This is a genomic window from Sphingobium terrigena, from assembly GCF_003591655.1.
Taxonomy (GTDB): domain Bacteria; phylum Pseudomonadota; class Alphaproteobacteria; order Sphingomonadales; family Sphingomonadaceae; genus Sphingobium; species Sphingobium terrigena.
In genome coordinates, this window is sequence record NZ_QVRA01000009.1 from 57,653 (window position 1) to 80,650 (window position 22,998).

Consider the following 22,998-nt stretch of genomic DNA (forward strand, 5'->3'; position numbering starts at 1 on the left):
AATGAGCGCCTCCCCCCTCTCCTACTGGCTCACCAGCGCGCCGCCCTTCATGGGCGGGGCGGAGGGCGGGGTCGACGGGTCGGCTGATGTCGCCATTATCGGCGGCGGCTTTACCGGTCTGTCGGCGACGCTGGCGCTGGCGAAGCGCGGCGCGAGCGTCGTGCTGCTGGAGGCTGGCCAGGTCGTGGGCGAGGCGTCCGGGCGCAATGGCGGCCAGTGCAATAATGGCACCGCGCATGACTATGGCGCATTGTCGGCCAAGTTTGGCAAGCAGGTCGCCAAAGCCTGGTATCGGGCGCATTGCGATGCGGTCGATACGGTCGAGCGGCTGGCGCGGGAGGAAGGCATTGACTGCAATTTCACGCGCTGCGGCCGGGTGAAGCTGGCGGCCAAGCCGGCCCATTATGACAAGCTGGTGCGCGCGCATGATTTGCTGGCCGCCGAGGTGGACGAGAATGTCCGGCTGGTGCCGCCAGAGCGTATCCGTGAGGAAGTGGGGTCCGACGCCTTTCATGGCGCGCTGATCCAGACGACGAGCGCGCAGATCCATCCCGCCCGGTTCGGGGTGGGGTTGGCCGAAGCGGCGGCGCGGGCCGGGGCGCGGATTTACGAGGGGGCCGAGGTGACGGGGCTTGACCGGTTGCCATCGGGGTGGCGGGTTACATCGTCGCGCGGGACTGTCGATGCCAAGCAGGTGCTGGTCGCCACCGGCGGGGCACCTGCCGCTGCGCCTTTCGGTTTCTTCCGTCGCCGGATCGTGTCGGTCGGCAGTTTCGTGATCGCCACCGAGCGGCTGGACGACGGGCTGATCGATCGGTTGCTGCCGGGGCGGCGCAATTATGTGACCAGCAAGAATATCGGCAATTATTTCCGCCTGGCCCCCGACAACCGCCTGATCTTCGGCGGGCGGGCGCGCTTTGCGATCAGCGATCCCCGGTCCGACATGAAGAGCGGGCGCATCCTTGAAGACACGCTGGGTGCAATTTTCCCGGCGTTGAAGGGTGTGGGCGTCGATCATGTTTGGGGCGGGATGGTAGACCTGACCGCCGACCGCCTGCCGCGCGCGGGCGAGACGGACGGGCTTTATTATTCCATGGGCTATAGCGGCCATGGCGTGCAGATGGCGACCCATATGGGGCAACAGATGGCGCGCGTGATGAGCGGTGAGCCGGCGGCCAATCCCTGGGCCAATCTCGACTGGCCCAGCGTGCCGGGCCATTTCGGCAAGCCATGGTTCCTGCCGCTGGTAGGGCTATGGTATAAATGGCAGGATGTGATCCATTGATGGACGGTCAGCCGCCTTTTTCGCGTCGCGATCTGATAGGTGCCGGGCTGGGGCTAGGCGCGGGGCTGTTGTTGCCTGACGGCGCGCGCGCGGCGAGCAAGCCGCGTGTCGGCGGGCGCATTCGTGTCGCCAGCCTGTCCAGCTCGACCGCCGACACGCTCGATCCGGCCAAGGGTGCGCTGTCGACCGACTATGTGCGCCATTATATGTTTTACAGCGGGCTGACCCAGCTCGACCGCAATCTCGTCCCCCGTCCTGCGCTGGCGGAGCGGATGGAGAGCGCGGACCAGATCAACTGGCATATACGGTTGCGCCGGGGTGTGACCTTCCATAACGGCGCGGAGCTGACCTCTGCCGATGTCGTCTGGTCGCTGCTGCGGCACAAGGATGCAGCCACCGGGTCCAAGATGGCGCAGATCGCCGAGCAATTTGCGCAAGTGAAGGCGACGGGGCGGCATGATCTGACCATCCGCCTGACCGGACCCAATGCCGATCTGCCGACCATATTGGCGCAATCCCATTTCCTGATCCTCCGCGCAGGCACACGCGATTTCCGCACCGCCAATGGCACCGGTCCCTATCTATGTGCGCAGTTCCGGCCCGGCGTGCGAACGCTGGCGCGGCGCAATCCCAATTTCTGGAAGCCGGGCAAACCCTATCTGGACGAGATTGAGCTGATCGGGATTCCCGACGAGGTCAGCCGGGTCAATGCGCTATTGTCGGGTGACGTCCAGCTCGTGATTGCGGTCAACCCGCGATCGACCAAGCGGATCATGGCGTCGCGTGGCCATGGGCTGCTGGAAACCCAGTCGGGCCTCTACACCAACCTCATCATGCGGCAGGACCAGTTACCGACCGGCAACCCGCATTTTGTCGCGGCGATGAAATATCTGCTCGACCGGCCGCTGATCAAGCGGGCGCTCTATCGCGGCTATGCGACGATCGGCAATGATCATCCGATCCCGCCCTTCCACCCTTATTATCGCGCCGACTTGCCCCAGACGAGCCTGGATCTGGACAAGGCGAAGTGGCATTTGCAGCGGGCGGGCCTGACGGGCGTGCGGCTGCCGGTCTATGCGTCGCCCGCCGCTGACGGATCGGTCGACATGGCGTCGATCTTGCAGGAATATGGGTCGCGCGTGGGGTTGAAGCTGGCAGTCAACCGCGTGCCGGGCGATGGCTATTGGTCGACCCACTGGATGAAGCATCCACTGGGCTTCGGCAACACCAACCCGCGCCCGACCGCCGACCTGCTGTTCAGCCTGTTCTACAAGTCCGACGCCGCCTGGAACGAGAGCGGATGGAAGAATCCGCGCTTCGACCGGCTGTTGCTGGAGGCGCGGGGCGAGGCGGATCAGGCGCGGCGCAAGCAGCTCTATGGCGAAATGCAGGGGCTGGTGCGCAGCCATTGCGGCGTCGGTATCCCGGTCTTTATCAGCCTGATCGACGGATATGACCGGCGGTTGAAGGGGCTATATCCTGTGTCGCTGGGTGGGTTGATGGGCTATCAATTTGCCGAACATGTGTGGTGGGAAGGCTGATGGCGGGCGCATCCACCCGGAGCGGCATGAGCGCCGCACTGACCTTGATCGGCAAGCGGTTCGCGTCATCACTGCTGACGCTGCTGCTGGTGTCGATGACGATTTTCGTGATCGCGCAATTGCTGCCCGGCGACGCGGCGCAGGAAGCGCTGGGGCAGAGCGCCACGCCGGAACAGGTCGCCGCGCTGCGCCATGAAATGGGCCTCGATCGCCCGGCCCATGTCCGTTACGTCAGCTGGCTGGCGGGCATGGTGAGCGGCGATCCGGGCCAGTCTCTGGTCGCCAATATGCCGGTGTCCGAAGTGATTGCCGAGCGGCTGCCCAACAGCCTGTTGCTGGCCGCACTGAGCGCACTGGTGGCGGTGCCGGTGGCGCTGGCGATCGGCATTGGCTCTGCGATGAATCGGGGCGGGCGGATCGACCGGGCGCTCAATATCGTCACGCTGTCGATGGTCGCGGTGCCGGAGTTTTTGGTGGCGACGATCGCGGTGTTGATCTTTTCGGTGAAGCTGCGCTGGCTGCCGTCGATCGCCATGGCATCAAGCGATATGGGATGGGGCGATTATCTGCGCGGGGTCGCCATGCCGATCCTGACGCTGAGCGTCATCGTCATCGCGCAAATGGCGCGAATGACGCGGGCGGCGGTGATCGACCAGATGGACCGGCCCTATGTCGAAATGGCGGTGCTGAAAGGCGTTGCGCCGGTCAGGATCGTGCTACGGCACATCATGCCCAATGCGATCGCACCGATCGTCAACGCCATGGCGCTCAGCCTGTCCTACCTGCTGGGCGGGGCGGTGATCGTGGAAACCATCTTTAACTATCCGGGGCTTGCCAGCCTGATGGTCAATGCCGTCACCAGCCGCGACATGCCGCTGTTGCAGGCGTGCGCGATGATCTTCTGCGCCGCCTATCTCATCCTGATGCTGATCGCGGATGTAACCGCGATCCTGGCCAACCCCAGGCTGCGGGCGCAATGATGGCTTCAGCTTTTCAACGGGCCAAAGCCCTGCCGGTGTCGGGCAAGGTGGGACTGGCACTGGTCATTTTCTGGCTGGCTGTCGCTGTGTTCGGGCCGATGCTGGCCCCCTATCCCGTCGGCGCGTTCGTGGCCTATGACGTGTTCGACGGCCAGTCGGCCAAGCACTGGCTGGGCAGTGACTATCTGGGCCGCGATGTGCTGAGCCGGTTGCTGTCAGGCGCGCGCTATACAGTGGGGCTGGCCGCGGCGGCGGCGTTGCTGGCCAGCACTACCGGCACGGCGCTGGCGCTGACGGCGGCGGTAGGCGGGGCGAAGGTCGATGAACCCCTGTCCCGCTTCATGGATATGCTGATTTCGATCCCGTCCAAGATATTCTCGCTAGTGCTGGTCGCAGCGTTCGGGTCGTCGCTGGGGCTGCTGCTGCTGATCGCGGCCTTCACCTATGTGCCGGGCAATTACCGGATCGCGCGGGCATTGGCGGTCAATCTGGCACAGATGGATTATGTGCAAGTGGCGCGAGCGCGGGGCGAAGGGCGGTTTCACATCGCGATTGCGGAAATTTTGCCCAATATGATCCACCCGCTGCTGGCCGATTTTGGCTTGCGCTTCGTGTTCATCGTGCTGCTGCTGTCGGGCCTGTCGTTCCTCGGCCTTGGCGTCCAGCCACCGGACGCGGATCTGGGGTCGCTGGTGCGCGAGAATATTTCGGGGCTGGGCGAAGGCGCGCTAGCGATATTGGCACCTGCCGTGGCGATTGCGACGCTGACGGTGGGGGTGAACCTGTTGATCGACGCGATCGGCTTTTCGGGCAAGGGGAAAGGCCGATGAGCGAGGCGCTCCATGTAGAAGTAAAAGGCCTGACCGTCACCGCGCGCAATGCGGCGGGCGAGGTTTTTCCGATCGTCAGCGGCATTGATTTTGCTTTGAAGCGCGGCGAAGTGCTGGCGCTGATCGGCGAGAGCGGGTCGGGCAAGACGACGATCGCGCTCACCCTGCTGGGCCATGCCCGGCCCGGCGCGACGATTGCAGGCGGATCGATCCGCGTGGGCGAGCATGACCTGACCAGGCTGGACCGGGCTGCGCTGGCGCAGCTGCGCGGCAACCGCATCGCCTATATTGCGCAAAGCGCGGCATCCGCCTTCAACCCGTCGCGCACGATCATGGATCAGGTGATCGAACCCGCGCTGATCCATGACCTGATGCCGCGCGCGCAGGCGGAGGCCAAGGCCGTCGAGCTGTTCCGCGCGCTCGCTTTGCCCTTTCCCGACACCATTGGCGCGCGCTACCCGCACCAATTGTCGGGCGGTCAATTGCAGCGGCTGATGGCGGCGATGGCGCTGATCACCGACCCCGAACTGGTGATATTGGACGAGCCGACCACGGCGCTGGACGTGACGACACAGATCGAGGTGCTGCGCGCGTTCAAGGCGGTGGTGCTGGAACGCGGCGCGACGGCCATCTATGTGTCGCATGATCTGGCGGTCGTCGCCCAGATGGCGGACCAGATTGTGGTGCTGAGCCAGGGGCGCATCCGCGAGGCCGGGGCGGCGGCGCAGATTCTCCATGCGCCTGCCGACGACTATACCAAAACGCTGATGGCGGCGGCGCGGCCCGCGATCCGCCCAGCGCCCGAAAAAATCGCCCTGCCCGCTGCGCCGCTGCTGGAAATCCGGGGCATGACGGCGGGCTATGGGAAGATCGGCAAGGATGGCCGTCCGCGCATTCCGGTGTTGCGCGACATCAACCTGACGATCGAGCGGGGCGCGACGTTGGGCGTGATCGGCGAAAGCGGGTCGGGCAAGTCCACCATCGCGCGGGTCATCGCCGGACTGCTGCCCCCCGCCAGCGGGCAAGTGCTGCTGGACGGCGAGGCTCTGCCGCCGGGCTTGCAGGGGCGCAGCCGCGACCAGTTTCGCCGGGTCCAACTGGTATTCCAGAATGCCGACACGGCGCTTAATCCCGCGCATAGCGTCGGGCGGATATTGGCGCGACCTTTGGCCTTTTATCATGGCCTGAAAGGCAATGCCGCGCGGATGCGGGTGCTGGAGCTGCTGGACCTCATTCGCCTGCCCGCAACGCTGATCGACCGACCGATCGGCGGCCTGTCGGGTGGACAGAAGCAGCGGATCAATCTGGCGCGGGCGCTGGCCGCCGATCCGCAGTTGATCCTGTGCGACGAGGTGACGTCGGCACTGGATACAGTGGTGGGCGCGGCGATATTGGAGCTGATGGCGGAGTTGCGCCGGGAATTGGGTATCACGACCATGTTCATCAGCCATGACATTTCGACGGTGCGGGCGATTTGCGACGACATCCTGGTCCTTTATTCCGGCACGATGGTGGAGACGGGGCCGCGCACCGCTTTCGGGGTTGCGCCCTTCCATCCTTACACCGACCTGCTGATCGGGTCCGTGCCGGAAATGCGCGCGGGGTGGCTGGAGGAAAGCCATGCCGGGGCCGCGCCGCCGCCGATTGGGGAGATAAGCGATCATCCCGACCTGTGCCGTTTCCTGCCGCGTTGCGCCGCGCGGGTGGATGGGCTGTGCAACACCACCCCCCCGCCCCGCCGCCCGCTCACCAAGGGCAGCCAGATATTGTGCCATCATGGAGATGAAAGCTTGTGTCCCTTATGAACCGCTTCGTTCGTCTGGGCGAAACCGATCGTCCCGCCGTCACGGTGCATGTCGATGGTGCGCCCGTCGAGGCACTGGAGGGTGACACGTTGATGGTCGCGCTGCTGAGCCAGGGCGGCGTATTGCGCCAGTCGGAATTCGGGCCGGAGAAGCGCGCGGGTTTCTGTCTGATGGGCGCCTGCCAGGATTGCTGGGTGTGGACCGAAAGTGGCGACCGCCTGCGGGCCTGTTCGACAGTGGCCGCAACAGGTCAGCGCATCCTGACCAGCCAGCCGGAGGCATCATGGCCGAACCACGCATAATCATCGTCGGGGCCGGACCAGCGGGGACGCGCGCGGCGGAAGCCTGTGTGCAGGCGGGGGTTCGCCCGATCGTTCTGGACGAAGGGCGGCGCGATGGCGGGCAGATTTACCGTCGTCAGCCCGACAATTTCACCCGGCCCTATGCCAAGCTCTACGGCAGCGAAGCCGGGCGGGCGCAGGCATTGCATGAGACGTTCGACACGCTGAAGGGCGCGGTCGATTATCGGCCTGAAACATTGGTGTGGAACATATCGGGTGGACAAGTCTGGACAGCGAGCCAGACATATGCGGACACGCTGCCGTTCGATGCGCTGTTGCTCTGCACCGGGGCGACTGATCGGTTGATGCCGGTCAAGGGTTGGCAGTTTGCGGGCAGCTATAGCCTGGGCGGGTCGCAGGTGGCGCTCAAGAGCCAAGCGGTGTCGATTGGACACAAGGTCGTGTTCATGGGATCGGGGCCGTTGCTCTATCTGGTCGCCAGCCAATATGTCGAGGCGGGGGCCAATGTCGTCGCGGTGCTGGATACCGCACCCTATAGCGCGCGGATCAAGGCGTTGCCCGATCTGCTGGCGGTGCCATCGGTGCTTTGGAACGGCGTGGCGCTGACGATAAAGCTGAAGCGCGCGGGCGTGGCAGTGCATAATGGCATCAAGCCATTGGAAATAAAAGGTGATGCTGACAGAGGCGTGAGTGGCGTCCGCTTTCGCACGCGGGCGGGTGTCGAACAGGAGATCGCCTGCGATGCAGTGGCGATGGGCCATCATTTACGGCCTGAAACGCAGCTGGCCGATCTGGCGCGCTGTGCCTTCGCCTTTGATCCCGGCACCCGGCAATGGCTGCCGGAGCGGGACGGCGATGGGCGGTCGAGCGTGGCGGGCGTCTATCTGGCGGGCGATGGCGCGAAGATATTGGGCGCGCGGTCGGCGGAAGCCAGCGGGCGGCTGGCGGCGCTCGCAGCACTGGGTGATCTGGGGCTGCCCGTCGACAAGGGCGAGATGACGTCGCTGCGCGGCGATGTGGGCACCTATGCGAAATTTGCGCGGGGACTGGCGAAGGCTTTTCCGTGGCCTTCAGAACAAGCATCGCAATTGCCGGACGACACCATCCTGTGCCGGTGCGAGGGGGTGACGGCGGGCGACTTGCGTGGCGTCATGCGTGAGACGGGCGCGAAGGAAGCGAACCGAGCCAAGGCTTTCAGTCGGGTCGGCATGGGACGCTGCCAGGGGCGCTATTGCGGGCTTGCGGCAGCGGAGCTGATCGCAGCGGAAGCGGACATTCCGGTCGAGCAGGTCGGGCGGTTGCGCGGCCAGGCGCCGGTCAAGCCGCTGACCATTGCGATTGGGGATGATCAATGAGCGCGGCCAGCGACGTCATCATCGTGGGCGGTGGGCTGATGGGATCATCGGCAGCCCTGTTCCTGCGCGGCCATGGCCTGTCGGTCACCCTGCTGGAAACCGACCTGATCGGGCGACAGGCGAGCGGCACCAATTTCGGCAATGTCCGGCGGCAGGGGCGACCCATCCACCAATTGCCTTTGGCCAATCGCGCCATCGCGATCTGGCGGCAATCGCGCGAACTGTTGGGGGCAGATGTCGAATATCTCCAGTCCGGCCATATCCGCGTCTGTTATCGCGAGCGGCCCGAACTGGTGGGATCGATGGAGGACTATGCCGCCAAGGCGCGCGAGGAGGGGCTGGAGCTGGAATTGCTGAGCGGCAATGCGCTGCGCGACAAATTCCCCTTCTTCGGGCCGGACGTGTTGGCCGGTTCCTATTCGGCCACCGACGGTCATGCCAATCCGCGGCTGGCCGCGCCTGCCTTTGCGCGGGCGGCGGCGCGGCTGGGCGCGGCGATCCATGAAAATACGAAGATTGTGGACGCGCAGAAGGTCGGTGAGGATTTCATCGTTACCGCCGCCGACGGGCGGACGTTCCGCGCGCCCATCCTGCTGGTGACGGCGGGGGCGTGGGGCAATGCGCTGTCGTCGCAATTTGGCGAGCCGGTGCCGATCACGCCCAAAGGCCCGAATATGAGCGTGACCGAGCCAGTCCCCTACGGCATCCTGCCAGCGGTCGGAGTGATGACCCCGATCGAGGAGGAGACGGTCTATTTCCGGCAGGTCGCGCGCGGCAATATCGTGCTGGGCGGCAGCACGCGCGGACCGTCCTTCCCCGACCAGTATCGCGCCTATGTCGAGCCCCAGAACACGCTGAGCCAATTGAAGCAGATCAGGCGGCTCGCCCCGTCGCTGGGCAAGCTGAACATCATCCGCGTCTGGTCCGGGATCGAAGGCTATATGCCCGACAGCCAGCCGGTGATGGGACCGAGCGCGACGACCAGCGGGCTTTATTATGCGTTCGGCTTTTCCGGGTCGGGATTTCAGATCGGGCCGGGCGTGGGCGAAACGATGGCGGAGATCATCGCCAAGGGGGCGACCGACATTCCGATCGAACCCTATCGCATCGAACGCTTCGCCACGCCGACCTGACATTGCCGATTGCGCGCCATCCCCTATAAGCGGGAGTCCAGACGGGCCGGAACCACGCCGCCCCGTCTGTGCCGGGGGGCAAGATGGAGCAACAAGGCAGCCGGGCTTCGGCCGGGGGTGACGGGACGCTGCGCGGGGGACGTTTTGCGCCGCGCGCGGTGATGCTGAATGCCGGGCTGGCGCTGGTCTATTGCATCGTCGGGTGGCTGGGCCTGAAAATGGCGATCCCGCCCGGCTATGCGACGTTGATCTGGCCAGCATCGGGCATTGCCGTGTCCGCCATCCTGATTTTCGGGCGCACGCTTTGGCCGGGCGTCGCGGTCGGTGCGTTCATCGTCAATGCCGCGATCGGCATGATGCGACTGGAGGCTGCCGGCCTGCCGCTGATCCTGTCCAACGCGCTGTGTATCGCGATCGGATCGACTTTGCAGGCGCTGGTTGCCGGCAGCATCGTGCGGGCGCGGTTCGGGACGCCGATCCGGCTGACATCGGTGTGCGATATTGCAGTGATGGCGCTGCTCATCTGCCCACTCGCCTGCATGGTTGCGCCAAGCGTGGGCGTCGCTACGCTATACCTCAATCACACCATCCCAGCCGCCGCGATTGGCGAAAGCTGGGCGACATGGTGGGCGGGCGACCTGCTGGGGGTTCTGGTCGTAACCCCGGTCATCTTGCTCAGTCCCTGGAAGGGGTGGCGGATATTGTGGCGCGGCGAGCCGATCGCACATTATACCGCCACGATGAGCGCCGTCATGATGGTCATGATCGGCGGCACATTGACCGCGTGGAAGCTCACATCCGAATTTGTCCATGACCGCAATCAGGCCAGCTTTGCTGTGCTGGCGCGGGAGAATGAGCGGGCGTTGCAGTACCGGCTTGAAGCCTATGCCCGCAGTCTGGATGGCGCGGCTGCACTTTTCGCAGCGTCGGACGCCATCATCCCTGAAGACTGGCGCACCTATGTGGCGACACTGGACATGACCACGTCGCTGCCCGGCCTGAACGGTATCGGCTATATCCGTCCACTTGGGGAAGCGCAGTTGCCTGGGTTCCTGCGCAATCAGACCCGGCGCTTCCCCGGCTATCGCATCCATCCCGACAGCGGGGCTGCGCTGCGCGGCGTGATCGCGCAGATCGAGCCGATCGCGGCCAACCGCGCCGCGATGGGACTGGATATATTGGCCGATGCCCGGCGGCGATCCGCCGCGCTGCACGCGCGCGATACCGGCAAGGCAACGATTACCCGGCGGATCATATTGGTACAGGATGCCCAAAAACGCCCCGGCTTCCTGCTGCTGCGACCGCTCTATCGGCCCGGTCTGCCCCATGCGACCGTTGACCAGCGGCGTAAGGGACTGATCGCGTGGATCTATGCGCCGTTCATCGCCAGCCGGCTGATGGAAGGATTGACGCAAAGTCAGGGCCGGTCACTGGACATCCATATTTTCGATGGTCCGGCGACGGACAATGCCGACACCATCTATGCCAGCGCCGCCAAAGACGATCATGAGCCGCGTTATAGCGTCACCCGCACGCTGTTGCTGATGGAGCAAAGATGGACGGTCCGCTGGACCAGCACGCCCCAGTTTGAGGGGAGCGTATCGACCAGCGAGGGTTGGCTCGTGCTCGTCAGCGGACTGGCGATCAGCTGGATATTCGGCATATTGGCGCTGTCCTACATCCGGCGCGAGGCCTATGCGCTGCGGCAGGTGGCGATCAAGACCAGCGAATTGATGGAGCGCGAAGCGGGCCTCCAGCGCGCGGTCGGCGCGCTGGAAGAAAGCGAACGGCATTTTTCTGCGCTCGCCAGCCTGTCGCCTGCCGGGATTTTCCGCACTGATGATCTGGGTTTCTGCAATTTCGCCAATGACGCCTGGCTGAAAACCACGGGCCTGTCGCGCGACGCAGTGATGGGCGTGGGGTGGATGGCGGCGATCCATCCCCATGACCGTGAGAAGGTCCGCACGCAATGGCGGTCCGCCATGTCGCAGGGGCTGACATGGCGGGTGGAATTACGCTTTTGCCACAGCGATGGCGGCATTTGCTGGGTCGACCTGATCTGCGGCCCGGAGGTCGATGCCCAGGGCAAGCTGATTGGCCTGATCGGGGTCGGTACAGACATCAGCCGGCGCAAGGAGCTGGAACAGGAAAATGAAACCGCGCTGGTGCGCGCCGAACAGGCCGCCAATGCAAAGGCCGTTTTCCTGGCGAATATGAGCCATGAAATCCGCACGCCGATGAACGGTGTGATCGGCTTTACCGAGTTGCTGTTACAGGATGAGCCGCGCCATCCACAGCGCGCCAAGCTGGAGCTGATCCTGGAATCCAGCCAGTCGATGATGGAATTGCTGAACGACATATTGGATTTTTCACGCATCGAGGCGGGCCAGATGGCGCTGGAACCCGAACCGGTGAACCTGCAGAAGAAGTTGCAGGCCAGCGTTGCCGCCCTTCACGCGCTGGCCGAGCGCAAGGGGCTGCCCGTGTCCATCATCGTCGATCCGGCATTGCCGCAGATGATATTGTGCGACCGGTTGCGGCTGCGCCAGATCATCGTCAACCTGCTGGCCAATGCGATCAAGTTCACCCATGAGGGGCATATCACCATCCGGGCGATCAAGCTGCCCGGCGATATGCTGCGCATAGAGGTGGAGGATACCGGCATCGGCATTGCCCGTGACCGGCAGACCGCGATCTTTCAGGAGTTTGTGCAGGCGCATGGGGCGGCGGCGCAGCGCCATGGCGGATCGGGGCTTGGCTTGGCGATATGCGACCAGCTGGCGCGGCTGATGGGCGGACATATATTGCTGCGCAGCGATCTGGGTGAAGGCACGATTGTCGCGCTTGAAATACCGCTGATGGCAGCACAGGGGGAGGCGGCGGCGGCGGCTCCCGCGGTGCTCCCCGCACAGGTCAGGGCCGCCGTTGCGCGCCGCATCCTGCTGGTCGAGGATCATGACATCAACCAGTTGCTGGTGTCGGATATGCTGGAGCGGCTGGGTCATGAGGTCGCGATCGCGGCCGATGGTGTCGAGGCGATCGCCATGGTGAGCGACGCCCATGCGCGGGGATTGCCCTATGCGCTGGTACTGATGGACCTGCGTATGCCGCGCATGGACGGGCTGAGCGCGGCGCGCAAGTTGCGAAGGCGGGGCCACAGCGCCGATCAGCTGCCGATCATTGCGATTAGCGCGAACGCCTATGCCGACGATATCGCCGCCTGTCTGGAGGCCGGGATGCAGGGCCATGTCGCCAAACCAGTCAGGATGGGGGATTTGCAGGCCGTGCTGGAGCCGTGGCTTCGCGCGGGCAGCGACCATCAGGTAGCGGATGGACCGGCACCATCGCCCCAACTCGCGCGCATGTATCGCAAACGCCTGGACAATATCGCCGCACAATTCGCTAGCGCCACCGCGCCCGATGGCCTGACCAGCGAGGCAAAGGCGCAGCTACGCATCGCGATGCACCAGTTGGCTGGAACGGCTGGCCTGTTCGAGGATGTGACGTCCACCAGCGCGCTGCGCGAGCTGTACGAGGCATTGGATGGCTGGTCGGACGAGCAATGGCCGCAACAAATTCGCCAGGCCGCCGATCGATTCGCAACGATCACGGCGCAGGCGGAGAGAATGTTGTAACGCTAACATCCGTCACGGGGCGGATTTAGTCCCCCTGTGAAACAATGTTCTGCCGGATTTAGCCCTTAGAGCGCTTGATGGTGGGATGCGGTTAGGTTAGCGCACGTATATAACAAATGTTTAACAGGGCTGGGGTCGGCGTGATACATAAGGTTTATGTCGTCGATGACGACGAACTCACGTGCGTCGCGTTGCGCGACATGCTCGAAATCGTGCCGGGGGTCGATGTCGAGATATTTGCATCAGGCAGTGATTTTCTGGACTCCATGCCGGTCGCTGGCGGGCTGTTGCTGATGGATGTCTATATGCCCGGCCTGGACGGGTTTGAGACGATCGCAAAACTGGAAACGAAGCGCAGCCATTTTCCCACCATCATGATGTCGGGCCGGGGTGAAATCCGCCAGGCGGTCCAGGCGATGAAAATGGGCGCGATCGACTATCTGGAAAAGCCGTGCCAGCCCCAAACCCTCTATGCGGCGGTCAAGGCCGGGCTGGACCAGCTGAAAACGGTGCTTGACGATCAGAGCGCCAGCGCCGACGCGCAGCAGCGCATCGGCGGCCTGACCGAGCGGGAAAGCGAGCTGCTGCGGCTGCTGGTCAGCGGCATGACCAACAAGGACGCGGCCGAGCAGATGGCGATCAGCGTACGGACGGCAGAGGCCCATCGCGCCAAAATGATGCTGAAGCTGGGCGCGGACAATTTTACCGACGTCATGCGGCTGGCCTATGCATCTGGCTTTGCGACGCTGAACCCGGACAATGGCGCGTCACCGGCACTGCAACAGGCTTAACGTTGCGGTAAGCATTTATGCTTACGTATTTATACCAATTCGCAGGCACAACGGCGATATGCGGGATGGCGGCATCATTTCATACCCCTTGATGCGGGTCACCCTGTTCGCCGGAGCCATGGCTTGTTCCAGCCTCGCCATGGCTCATACAGCGAATGCCGCCTCCGGCGGCGCGGCGGTGACGATCCTCCGGTCGTTATCGGCGACCCAGGAAGAATCGCTCGATTTCGGGCGCATTCTTCCTGCGGCGCAGGACGGAATCGTGACGGTGCGGCCTGATGGCGGGATCGAATGTAGCGGCGCAATGCTGTGCCTGGGCGATGGAAAGCCAGCATTGTTCCGGCTGACTGGCGCGGACGTGCCACTGGCGGTGTCGATCGACCCGGTGGTTGCCATGGTCGGGCCAGACACAGCGCGCCTGATGGTGACATTGTTGCCATCCGGGCCGGTGGCGATGGCGAGTCCGGCCGGGAGCCCCTTTGCCGTGGGCGGCCAGATGATCGTGACGGCGGGAACGCCGCCGGGCAGCTATGCTGGGCAATATAATATTAGCTTTGAATATCAGTAACTTATACTGAAATCCGCGACCCTTCACATGGTTAATGGCGGTTTTACCATGCCCATTAGCCTTAGATAGACGGACATTTCCTATCACTGCCCCTGTCGGAGCTGGAATGCCGACGCAACTCAAGGGGTATATGACATGACCAACAAATCCGTTCAGGCCCTGGGCCTGACTGCCATGCTGTTTGCAGGCGTTGCGCTCTCGATCGAACCGGCCCATGCTGCATCCGCCACGGGCGATGCGACGGTCAAGATCCTGCGCGCCATCACCGTCACCAAATCGTCGGACCTGGACTTTGGCAAGATCGTGCCGTCGGCCGCTGCTGCGACTGTCGCCATCGCCGAAGACAATAGCCGCGTCTGCGGCAGCGGCCTGTCCTGCTTCGGCACGACCACCGCGGGTGCCTTTGCCGTCGTCGGCACGGCGAATGAAACCGTGACCGTCGCGATCGACAATCCGTCGATCACCCTGACCGATGGCGGATCGAACAGCATGGCGGTAGCGCTGGCGACGACGACGTCGGCGATGACCCTGTCTGGCACTGGTGATGGCAGCTTCAAGGTGGCTGGCACGCTGAATGTCGGCGCCAATCAGGCGGCTGGCACCTATTCGGGCCAATATGCGGTCTCGGTTTCCTATCAGTAAAATCATGGTCGGCAGGGGCGGCACCTAGGTGCCGCACCCATGCTGTGCCGATTCCGGAGGGAGGACGGGGTGATGCGTGCAATATCCGCCATGGCGGTGATTGCCCTGAGCCTGTCCCCCCTGCCCGGCGACTTTGCCCATGCCGACACGCGCAAACAGGCACCGATTGTCGAAGCGGCCACCGACATCAGTTTCGGGATAGTGGCAGCCAGCGCGACTGGCGGCACGATCGAACTGACGCCATCAGGCGTCGCGCACTGCACCGCCGGGCTGCAATGCCTGGGCGGCGAGCGGGCCGGGCTATTCTATGTCACCGGGCCGAAAGACTATATGGTCGGCATAGTGCTGGCCCCAGCCCGTCTGACCAATGGACGCGGCAATAGCCTGTTGGCCCTTCCCAAAGCGTCGCAATCGACGATGGTCTTGGACCCTGGCAAGCGCAAGAATCAGTTTAGCGTCGGCGGCAAGCTGACCCTGTCGGCGGCACAGCCCGAAGGCGCATATACGGGCAGCTATGAGGTGATGGTCGAATATTTCTGACCCACACCCGGCATGGTTAGCGAGTTGCTAACCAATTTTCGTCATCCCTGCCCTTTGCGGCCCGCTGGACACGAAGCCGCTGACATGGGGTAGATAATATGAAACGCACAATGATGATGGTGGCGATGGCCGCCATCCATGCCCTTGCGCCAACCATGGCGCAGGCAGCCGCAGGCGACCTGCTGGTCGCGCCGACGCGCCTGATCATGAGCGCCAATAGCGGCGGCGAAGTGGTGGTCAACAATAGCGGCGACAAGGCGACGACATACCGCATATCGCTGGTGCTGCGGAAGATGACCGCGCAGGGGACGATCGAATCGGTCGATGAAGCCACTGCTTCGCAGCGGGATGCCGCCGCGCTGGACCTGATCACCTACGCCCCGCGCAAGATTACGCTCGCGCCGCAGCAATCGCAGACGGTGCGGATCGGCGTGCGGGTGCCACCGACCATGCCGGGCGGCGAATATCGCGCACACTTGCTGTTCCGCGCCGTCCCCGACGTGGCCGATGCCGCCGCGCCAGTGCCTGCGGGCGATGGCATGTCGATCAGCCTGACACCCATTTATGGCGTGACCATTCCCGTCATCGTGCGCGTGGGCGAACCGAAAGGCAGCGCCAGCCTGAACAACGCACGGCTGAGCGTGCAGGATGGGCAGGCGCAGCTGGACGTGGACCTGATCCGCGCGGGTGACCGATCCGTCTATGGCACGCTGGAATTGATGCAGGCCGACGGCAAGACGCCGATCGCCACGATCAAGGGGATCGCCGCCTATCCCGAAGTGGCGCAGCGGCACATCATGCTGCCGATCGACAAGACCGCTCTGGCGCGGGCGAGCGGGCCGCTCAAGGTGCGGTTCGTGGAGACCGATCCGGCGGCGGGCGGCGCGGTGAGCGAAACCGCCGTGGCGCGGCCCTGACACCAAGCCAAGGGTTCAGACCCCATGAACGCGCAGCCCCGGCTGTGGCGTGTCCTGCTGTCATGCCTGCTGGTCCTGCTGCTGTTGCGCGCGGGTCCGGCGATGGCGGCGGCCGCGCCGCTGTCTCCCGACGACGCGCTGTTATTCGACGCGCGGGTCGGGTCGCTGTCGGTCGGCAACGGCATTCGCGGCTTTGCGGTCGAGGATGCCATCTGCCTGGATCTGGGCGATGTGATAGACGCGCTGAAAATCGCAGTGGTACCGAGCGAGGACAAGCGCCGGGCGGAGGGCTGGGCATTTGATGAGGCGCGGCACATCGCCATCGACCGCGATACCGGCGAGGCACGGTTCGGAACGGAATATATGCGGCTGGGCGCGGGCGACATATATGACAGCCGATCGGGATGGTGCGTTGGCACCCATGCGCTGGGCCGGTGGCTGGGCGTCACGTTCGACGCCGACACGACCAACGCGATCCTGACGATCACATCGCCTGCGCCCCTGCCCATCGAAGCGGCGTTGCGCCGAACAGCGGCGGCGGAGCGACTGGCGACCAAGGCGCAACCTCAAACGGCAGGGCTGGAACGGCGCGCCTTTCCCTATCGGCTATGGCGTATGCCCGCGCTGGATGCGTCTCTGTCCGCCGGATGGCAACGCGACGCAAAGGGCGTGCAGGTACGAACGACGCGCTATGAAATGCTGGCGGCGGGCGAGCTGGCCTATGCGTCGGCTGAAGCGCGACTCGCATCCGATGCGCGCGGAATGCCCGACAGCGTGCGGTTGCGGCTCTATCGGGCCGATCCTGACGGGCAATTGCTGGGTCCGGTGGCAGCGACGCAGGCGGCGGTCGGAGATGTGGACAGCTTTGCCGTGCCGCTGGTCGCCGGGTCCGCCAGCGGGCGAGGCATATCCCTGACCAACCGGCCACTGGATGCCATTGGCGAATTTGACAAGGTGGCGCTGACCGGCCTGTTGCCGCTGGGGTGGGACGCGGAACTCTATCGCAACGGGGAGTTATTGCGCGTTGTGCCCGGCGATGCGGCAGGTCGCTATGCCTTTCGCGATGTCGCCCTGCGCCATGGCGTGAATGTGCTGGAAGTCGTGCGCTATGGGCCACAGGGGCAGGTAAGGCGCGAACGACGGGTCTATAATATTGCGGCGCAATCGCCGGGGCCGGGCGAAACCTGGTGGTCCACCACTATCGTGCAGGGCAATCATGATCTGCTGCGATTTGGCTCCAGCCGTCAGACCCCCTCGTCGGGATGGCGCGGCAGTGTGGCGGTGGACCATGGACTGGGCCGGGGGACGTCGATCGGCGCGGCGGTCGTGCGTGCGCCATCGTCCAACGGCAGCGCCGATTTTGCCCATCTCAATATGCGCGGCGGGATGGCCGGGATGCTGGGGGAATTATCCTGGGCCGGGCGCAGGGGCGGCGGATCGGCGATGCGGGCGTCGGTCGTCGGTGATCTGTTCAAGACCAGCATCGCGGTGGAGGCGGTGCATAATCGCGGGCTGCGATCCGAACGGATGGACCCGGCGCTGCGATCCTCGGTCGGGGTTGCGCTGGACCGGCCGGTTCATGCCGGGGGGCTGATATTGCCGCTGCATTTCGATCTGCGATCAACCCGGCAGCGGAGTGGGCAAGGGATAGAGGCAAATGGGCGCCTGTCCGTGGCAACACGCAGCGTTGCGGCAGGCCTGGTCGGCGGATGGAGCCGCTTCCGGTCAAGCGACGGCATTACGCGCGACAATGCGACGGCGGGGCTGCTGGTGAGCGGGCGGGCGGGCAAGATCAGGCTGCGCGGCGAAGTCCATTGGCGGTTGACGCCCGATCCGGCGCTGATGGGGGTGCAACTGACCGCCAACCGGGCGCTGGGCGCTTCGGACATGGTGCAGATTTCCGCCAATTATGCAGCGACCGAGCGAAAATTTGCGATCGATGCCGCCTATGCGCGCGATTTCGGCCCGGCGGCGTTGACGCTGAATCTGTCGGGCGACAGCCGCCGGGCAGTGGCGATCGGGCTGGGGCTGACGTTCAGCGTTGGGCCGGGGGGTGACGGGCGGTTCGGGCGGGTGCGTTCGGCGTCGCAGGCGCGCGGCGGCGGGCTGCTGGTGCGGGCCTTTCACGATCTGGACGGCAATGGGCGACGCGATGCGGGCGAGCCGCCCTTTGCCGATCCGGTCGGCGTGCTGGTGAACGACATGCCGCTGCCCGCGCGGCTGCGCGATGAGGCGGAACGGGACATAGCGCTGGACGGGCTAAGCCCCGCTACCCCGGTCAAGATCGCGCTGGACGAAGCATCGCTGTCCGATCCGTTCGATGTACCGAGCAATCCGGGCATCCTGGTCACGCCCCGCGCAGGGTTGCGCGAGGTAGTGGAGCTGGGCGTATCCCCTTCCGCTTCGGTCGAGGGGATGCTGGCGATGGACGGGCGGGCGCTGGCGGGGGAGACGATGGAATTGCTGACGATGGACGGGGTGAGCGCCTATCGCGCCCGCACGGAGTTCGACGGCATGTTCAGTTTCGAGCGGGTTCGTTATGGCCGCTACCGGTTGAAGGTGGCGCAGCGCCGCCACCCCCAGGTCGAGCAGATCGTCGAGCTGGGTCAGGCACGCAGCATGGTGCGGCTGGGCGTGATCGACGTGCGCGCAGCGGCGCAATTGGCCGCGCGCTGATCAAAATTCGATCAGCGCCACCTTGGTCTTGAGGTTGGCGACATAGGCTTCGCGGCCCAGATCCTTGCCGATGCCCGATTGCTTGAAGCCACCGGTGGGCAGGATGAAGTCGTTGCTGCGGCCATAGCGGTTGACCCAGACCGTGCCGGCCTCCAGCGCGCGGGTGGCGCGCAGGGCGCGGGTAAGGTCGCTGGTATGGACGCCGGCGGCCAGCCCATAGGCGCTGTCATTGGCCAGCGCATAGGCTTCGCCTTCGTCGGCGAAGGTCTGGACGGTCAGCACGGGTCCGAAAATCTCGCCCTGCACCACCTCGCTATGCTGCGCAGCATTTTGCAGCAAAGTCGGCTGGAAATAGCTGCCATCCTGCGGCGCGGTGGCGCGGGTGCCGCCGGTCAGAACTTGGGCGCCATCGGCCATAGCGCGCTGGACGATGCCATCGATCCGGTCGAGCTGGCCTTCGGAAATGATCGGGCCAAGCGTGCTGTCGCTGGCCCAGGTCGGTCCCGCCTTGTGCGCGGCAAAGGCCGTCATGATGCGGTCGATCACCTGATCGGCGACCTTGTCCTGCACCAGCAGGCGCGATCCGGCGACACAGACCTGGCCCGCGTTCAGCGTGATCGCGCGCGCGACGATGGCCGATGCCTTGTCCAGCCCTGCGTCGGCAAAGATGATCTGCGGGCTTTTGCCGCCCAGTTCCAGCGTCACCGGCTTTGGCCCGGTCTGGGCGCAGGCGGTCATGATCGCCGCGCCCGTGGCGGTCGATCCGGTGAAGGTGACCTTGGCGACTTCAGGCCGTCGCACCAGCGGATCGCCGACTTGGCGCCCGTCACCCTGCACGATATTGAAGATGCCCGCGGGCAGCCCCGCCTTGATCGCCAGTTCAGCCAGGCGCACGATGCTGAAAGGAGTCATTTCCGACGGCTTGAGGACGATGCTGTTGCCCGCCGCGATGGCAGGCGCGATTTTCCACGCGGCCATCACCAGCGGCAGGTTCCACGGCGCGATCGCCGCGACTACGCCATAGGGTTCGTGGATGGTGAGGCCCAGCTTGTCGGGCGTGGTCGCTGCGACTTCGCCGCCAATCTTGTCCGCCCATTCGGCAAAGAAGCGGACGGTTTCGGCGGTATAGGTCACGTCCCAGGCGCGGATTTCGTGGATCATCCGGGTGGAACCGAGCGCCTCCAAGGGCGCCAGCACCTCCATATCCGCCTCAATGAGGTCGGCCCAGCGGCGCAGCACGCGCATCCGCCCGCGTGGATCGGTCTGCGCCCAGTCGCTGCTCTTATAGGCGCGCTGGGCATCCTCGACCGCTTGCGCCAGTTGCGCGTCATCCACGCTGTCGAGATCGGCATAGACCCGCCCGTCCGAGGGACGCCGCACCGGGATCGCCTGCCCGCGCCCAACCACGCGCCGTCCGCCGATGAAATTGCTGCCCTGCGGCAAGGCGATCAGATCGGGGTTGAAAATGTCCACGGCGCGGCTCTCCTTCATGCAGGCTGGATGACAGAATATGGATCGCGCGCGGCATTTGTTGCAGTTGCGCGGGAAAATCTGCGCGATAATCTTCCAAAATCAGGGCGAAGGCAGCAGCCAATGCTTGGACACGCCCATTAAGCTTGCCCCAAGTGATTCCTAATCTGGGCAGGCGGACGACCCTTTTCCGCCGGGGAGCAAGACGCATGGCGACAGGCATAGAGGCGATGGTGGACCTGCGGGCAATGACCGTGGATGATCTGACCGCCGCGCACGCGCTTTCCAGCGAGCAGAAATGGCCGCACCGGATCGAGGATTGGGACATGCTGCTCAGCCTTGGTTTTGGCTATGTCGCGGAGCGCGACGGGGCGGTCATCGGCACGGCCATGGCGTGGCTGTACGGGACCAACGCCGCGACGCTGGGGATGGTGATCGTGTCGCCCGCCGCCCAAGGCATGGGGCTGGGCCGCCGGTTGATGGAAGCGGTGATGGCCGACCTTGGCGATCGCACGATCCTGCTCAACGCCACCGATGAGGGCGCGCCGCTCTATCGCAAACTGGGGTTTGAGAGCATCGGCCCGGTGTTCCAGCATCAGGGCGCGGCCTTTGCGGTGCCGGTCGCCGAACTCATCCCCAACGAGCGGGTGCGACCGCTGGGGGCCAAGGATATGCCGACGCTTCATGCACTGGCGCGGAGGGCCAGCGGCATGAACCGCGATGCGCTGCTTGATGCGCTGGTGCCGGGCGCACAGGGCGTGGTGCTGACACGCGACAATGAGCCGGTGGGCTTCGCGCTGTTCCGCCGGTTCGGGCGCGGCTATGTCGTCGGGCCGACCGTAGCGCCGGACACCGGTGGCGCGAAGGCGCTGATTTCGCATTGGCTGGGTTCCAATAGCGGCATATTCTGTCGGCTCGACGTGCCGGAGGAAAGCGCGCTGTGCAGCTGGCTCGACGAACTGGGCCTGCCCTGCGTCGGACGGGTGATGCGCATGGTGCGCGGCCCGATGCCGCAGACAGACCCTTCGATCAAAATCTTTTCCCTCACGACACAGGCGCTCGGATGACCCTTCCCCTTTCCAACCCCGCCCTTTTCGTCGAGCGCGCCTATATTGGCGGCGCATGGGTCGGCGCGGCATCCGGCGCCACGGTGCCGGTCGACAATCCTGCGACCGGCGCAATCATCGGCACTGTGCCCGATTGCAGCGCGGCCGATACGCAGGCGGCGATCGACGCGGCAGAAGCCGCTTTCCCTGCGTGGAAAGCCCGGACGGCGGGCGATCGCGCCGCCATGCTGGAGCGGTGGCACGCGCTGGTGTTGGCCAACGTCGCCGATCTGGGCCGGATCATGACCGCCGAACAGGGCAAGCCGATCGCGGAAGCCGAAGGCGAAATTCGCTATGCCGCGAGCTTCATCAAATGGTTTGCCGAGGAAGCCCGACGGATCGAGGGCGGCATCATCCCCGCACCCGAAGCCAATCGCCGGATATTGGTGATGAAGGAGCCGGTCGGCGTTTCGGCGGCGATCACGCCGTGGAATTTCCCCGCCGCGATGATCACGCGCAAATGCGCGCCCGCTTTGGCTGCGGGTTGCCCGGTGGTGGTGAAGCCGTCGGAACTGACCCCCTATAGCGCACTGGCCATGGCGAAGCTGGCGGAGGAAGCGGGTTTTCCGGCGGGCGTGTTTAACGTCGTCACTGGCCTGCCCACCGCGATCGGCGGGGCGCTGACCGCCAGCCCGGTGGTGCGCAAATTATCCTTCACCGGATCGACCCGCGTGGGTGCGCTGCTGATGCGGCAATGCGCCGACACGATCAAGCGGGTCAGCTTTGAGCTGGGCGGCAATGCGCCGCTGATCGTGTTCGATGATGCCGATATCGACCTGGCCGTCGCCAGCACGATGGTCAGCAAATTCCGCAATGCGGGGCAAACCTGCGTCTGCGCCAACCGCATATTGGTGCAGGACAGCGTCTATGACCAGTTTGCCGAGAAGCTGGCCAAGGCCGTGTCGGCGCTGACCGTAGCGCCCGGCGATATGCCCGGCAGCACGATCGGTCCGCTGATCAACGCCGCTGCCGCCGACAAGGTGAAGGCGCATATTGACGACGCATTGTCGCACGGCGCGACCCTGTTTGCGCAATCGCCCGAAGGGGCGAGCGGTGAGCGCTTTGCCCGCCCGGTGGTGCTGACCGGTGCGACGCGCGACATGCGGCTGGCGGAGGAGGAAACGTTCGGCCCGGTCGCGCCTTTGTTCCGCTTTGCCCATGAGGATGAAGCGATCGAGCTGGCCAACGCCACCAGCTATGGCCTGGCCAGCTATTTCTACACCGAAAATTTGCACCGCGCCTTCCGCGTGGCGGAGCGGCTGGAGGCAGGCATGGTCGCGCTCAACAGCGGGTCGATCGCCATGGAAGTCGCGCCCTTTGGCGGGGTAAAGATGTCCGGCCTGGGCCGCGAGGGTGCCCATGCGGGAATCGAGGAATATCTGGAAACCAAGGCGTTCCATATCGCCGGGCTGAAATTGTAAA

General features: G+C 64.8%; 18 protein-coding genes. 17 read left to right on the forward strand and 1 reads right to left on the reverse strand.

Annotated elements, in window-relative coordinates; all coding sequences use genetic code 11:
• The first annotated feature begins 1 nt into the window (after position 1).
• The 15 genes from D0Z70_RS11670 to D0Z70_RS11740 all read left to right on the forward strand — a co-directional run bounded on the left by D0Z70_RS11670 (position 2) and on the right by D0Z70_RS11740 (position 19,000).
• Positions 2 to 1,285 (forward strand): NAD(P)/FAD-dependent oxidoreductase, encoded by a 1,284-nt coding sequence (locus D0Z70_RS11670; protein WP_119746576.1) that lies wholly within the window; start codon positions 2 to 4, stop codon positions 1,283 to 1,285.
• Complete coding sequence (locus tag D0Z70_RS11675; RefSeq protein WP_119746578.1) at positions 1,285 to 2,826, forward strand: ABC transporter substrate-binding protein; 1,542 nt, start codon at positions 1,285 to 1,287, stop codon at positions 2,824 to 2,826. The genes D0Z70_RS11670 and D0Z70_RS11675 overlap by 1 nt, the downstream gene beginning before the upstream one ends.
• Positions 2,826 to 3,806: an ABC transporter permease gene (locus D0Z70_RS11680; protein WP_182913940.1), complete on the forward strand. Its 981-nt coding sequence runs from the start codon at positions 2,826 to 2,828 to the stop codon at positions 3,804 to 3,806. The genes D0Z70_RS11675 and D0Z70_RS11680 overlap by 1 nt, the downstream gene beginning before the upstream one ends.
• Positions 3,803 to 4,636 carry an ABC transporter permease gene (locus D0Z70_RS11685; protein WP_119746580.1) on the forward strand — a complete coding sequence of 278 codons (834 nt, stop codon included), beginning with the start codon at positions 3,803 to 3,805 and terminating at the stop codon, positions 4,634 to 4,636. The genes D0Z70_RS11680 and D0Z70_RS11685 overlap by 4 nt, the downstream gene beginning before the upstream one ends.
• Positions 4,633 to 6,441: an ABC transporter ATP-binding protein gene (locus D0Z70_RS11690; protein ID WP_119746582.1), complete on the forward strand. Its 1,809-nt coding sequence runs from the start codon at positions 4,633 to 4,635 to the stop codon at positions 6,439 to 6,441. Before D0Z70_RS11685 ends, D0Z70_RS11690 begins: the two co-directional genes overlap by 4 nt.
• Complete coding sequence (locus D0Z70_RS11695) at positions 6,438 to 6,743, forward strand: (2Fe-2S)-binding protein (protein ID WP_119746584.1); 306 nt, start codon at positions 6,438 to 6,440, stop codon at positions 6,741 to 6,743. The genes D0Z70_RS11690 and D0Z70_RS11695 overlap by 4 nt, the downstream gene beginning before the upstream one ends.
• Entirely contained in the window at positions 6,725 to 8,098 is a 1,374-nt protein-coding gene (locus D0Z70_RS11700; RefSeq protein ID WP_119746586.1) for an FAD/NAD(P)-dependent oxidoreductase, read from the forward strand. Before D0Z70_RS11695 ends, D0Z70_RS11700 begins: the two co-directional genes overlap by 19 nt.
• Complete coding sequence (locus tag D0Z70_RS11705; RefSeq protein ID WP_119746588.1) at positions 8,095 to 9,231, forward strand: NAD(P)/FAD-dependent oxidoreductase; 1,137 nt, start codon at positions 8,095 to 8,097, stop codon at positions 9,229 to 9,231. Before D0Z70_RS11700 ends, D0Z70_RS11705 begins: the two co-directional genes overlap by 4 nt.
• A gap of 83 nt (positions 9,232 to 9,314) precedes the next feature.
• Positions 9,315 to 12,866, forward strand: coding sequence for a CHASE domain-containing protein (locus D0Z70_RS11710; protein ID WP_119746590.1), 3,552 nt, complete (start codon positions 9,315 to 9,317; stop codon positions 12,864 to 12,866).
• A gap of 140 nt (positions 12,867 to 13,006) precedes the next feature.
• Entirely contained in the window at positions 13,007 to 13,657 is a 651-nt protein-coding gene (locus D0Z70_RS11715) for a response regulator transcription factor (RefSeq protein WP_119746792.1), read from the forward strand.
• Between the two features lie 139 nt (positions 13,658 to 13,796).
• Positions 13,797 to 14,225 (forward strand): DUF4402 domain-containing protein, encoded by a 429-nt coding sequence (locus D0Z70_RS11720; RefSeq protein ID WP_239018888.1) that lies wholly within the window; start codon positions 13,797 to 13,799, stop codon positions 14,223 to 14,225.
• Positions 14,226 to 14,360: 135 nt separating this feature from the next.
• Complete coding sequence (locus D0Z70_RS11725) at positions 14,361 to 14,867, forward strand: DUF4402 domain-containing protein (RefSeq protein ID WP_119746594.1); 507 nt, start codon at positions 14,361 to 14,363, stop codon at positions 14,865 to 14,867.
• A 72-nt stretch (positions 14,868 to 14,939) separates the two neighbouring features.
• A complete protein-coding gene (locus D0Z70_RS11730; protein WP_119746596.1) occupies positions 14,940 to 15,407 on the forward strand; it encodes a DUF4402 domain-containing protein in 468 nt (155 codons plus the stop codon).
• Between the two features lie 98 nt (positions 15,408 to 15,505).
• Positions 15,506 to 16,324: a fimbrial biogenesis chaperone gene (locus tag D0Z70_RS11735; RefSeq protein ID WP_239018889.1), complete on the forward strand. Its 819-nt coding sequence runs from the start codon at positions 15,506 to 15,508 to the stop codon at positions 16,322 to 16,324.
• 24 nt (positions 16,325 to 16,348) lie between these two features.
• On the forward strand, positions 16,349 to 19,000 hold the full coding sequence (locus D0Z70_RS11740; RefSeq protein ID WP_119746600.1) for a carboxypeptidase regulatory-like domain-containing protein: 2,652 nt from the start codon (positions 16,349 to 16,351) through the stop codon (positions 18,998 to 19,000).
• Here the strand turns inward: D0Z70_RS11740 and D0Z70_RS11745 are convergent, their stop codons facing one another.
• On the reverse strand, positions 19,001 to 20,473 hold the full coding sequence (locus tag D0Z70_RS11745) for an aldehyde dehydrogenase family protein (RefSeq protein WP_239018890.1): 1,473 nt from the start codon (positions 20,471 to 20,473) through the stop codon (positions 19,001 to 19,003).
• Positions 20,474 to 20,679: 206 nt separating this feature from the next.
• Here D0Z70_RS11745 and D0Z70_RS11750 point away from each other — a divergent pair, with 206 nt between their 5' ends.
• Both D0Z70_RS11750 and D0Z70_RS11755 read left to right on the forward strand, forming a co-directional pair.
• Complete coding sequence (locus D0Z70_RS11750) at positions 20,680 to 21,537, forward strand: GNAT family N-acetyltransferase (RefSeq protein ID WP_119746604.1); 858 nt, start codon at positions 20,680 to 20,682, stop codon at positions 21,535 to 21,537.
• Positions 21,534 to 22,997 carry an NAD-dependent succinate-semialdehyde dehydrogenase gene (locus D0Z70_RS11755; protein WP_119746606.1) on the forward strand — a complete coding sequence of 488 codons (1,464 nt, stop codon included), beginning with the start codon at positions 21,534 to 21,536 and terminating at the stop codon, positions 22,995 to 22,997. The genes D0Z70_RS11750 and D0Z70_RS11755 overlap by 4 nt, the downstream gene beginning before the upstream one ends.
• Position 22,998: the final 1 nt, after the last annotated feature.

Coding starts and splice junctions, on each gene's coding strand:
- D0Z70_RS11670 (WP_119746576.1), top strand. CDS start 2: ATGAGCGCCTCCCCCCTCTCCTACTGGCTCACCAGCGCGCCGCCCTTC.
- D0Z70_RS11675 (WP_119746578.1), top strand. CDS start 1,285: ATGGACGGTCAGCCGCCTTTTTCGCGTCGCGATCTGATAGGTGCCGGG.
- D0Z70_RS11680 (WP_182913940.1), top strand. CDS start 2,826: ATGGCGGGCGCATCCACCCGGAGCGGCATGAGCGCCGCACTGACCTTG.
- D0Z70_RS11685 (WP_119746580.1), top strand. CDS start 3,803: ATGATGGCTTCAGCTTTTCAACGGGCCAAAGCCCTGCCGGTGTCGGGC.
- D0Z70_RS11690 (WP_119746582.1), top strand. CDS start 4,633: ATGAGCGAGGCGCTCCATGTAGAAGTAAAAGGCCTGACCGTCACCGCG.
- D0Z70_RS11695 (WP_119746584.1), top strand. CDS start 6,438: ATGAACCGCTTCGTTCGTCTGGGCGAAACCGATCGTCCCGCCGTCACG.
- D0Z70_RS11700 (WP_119746586.1), top strand. CDS start 6,725: ATGGCCGAACCACGCATAATCATCGTCGGGGCCGGACCAGCGGGGACG.
- D0Z70_RS11705 (WP_119746588.1), top strand. CDS start 8,095: ATGAGCGCGGCCAGCGACGTCATCATCGTGGGCGGTGGGCTGATGGGA.
- D0Z70_RS11710 (WP_119746590.1), top strand. CDS start 9,315: ATGGAGCAACAAGGCAGCCGGGCTTCGGCCGGGGGTGACGGGACGCTG.
- D0Z70_RS11720 (WP_239018888.1), top strand. CDS start 13,797: ATGGCTCATACAGCGAATGCCGCCTCCGGCGGCGCGGCGGTGACGATC.
- D0Z70_RS11725 (WP_119746594.1), top strand. CDS start 14,361: ATGACCAACAAATCCGTTCAGGCCCTGGGCCTGACTGCCATGCTGTTT.
- D0Z70_RS11730 (WP_119746596.1), top strand. CDS start 14,940: ATGCGTGCAATATCCGCCATGGCGGTGATTGCCCTGAGCCTGTCCCCC.
- D0Z70_RS11735 (WP_239018889.1), top strand. CDS start 15,506: ATGAAACGCACAATGATGATGGTGGCGATGGCCGCCATCCATGCCCTT.
- D0Z70_RS11740 (WP_119746600.1), top strand. CDS start 16,349: ATGAACGCGCAGCCCCGGCTGTGGCGTGTCCTGCTGTCATGCCTGCTG.
- D0Z70_RS11750 (WP_119746604.1), top strand. CDS start 20,680: ATGGCGACAGGCATAGAGGCGATGGTGGACCTGCGGGCAATGACCGTG.
- D0Z70_RS11755 (WP_119746606.1), top strand. CDS start 21,534: ATGACCCTTCCCCTTTCCAACCCCGCCCTTTTCGTCGAGCGCGCCTAT.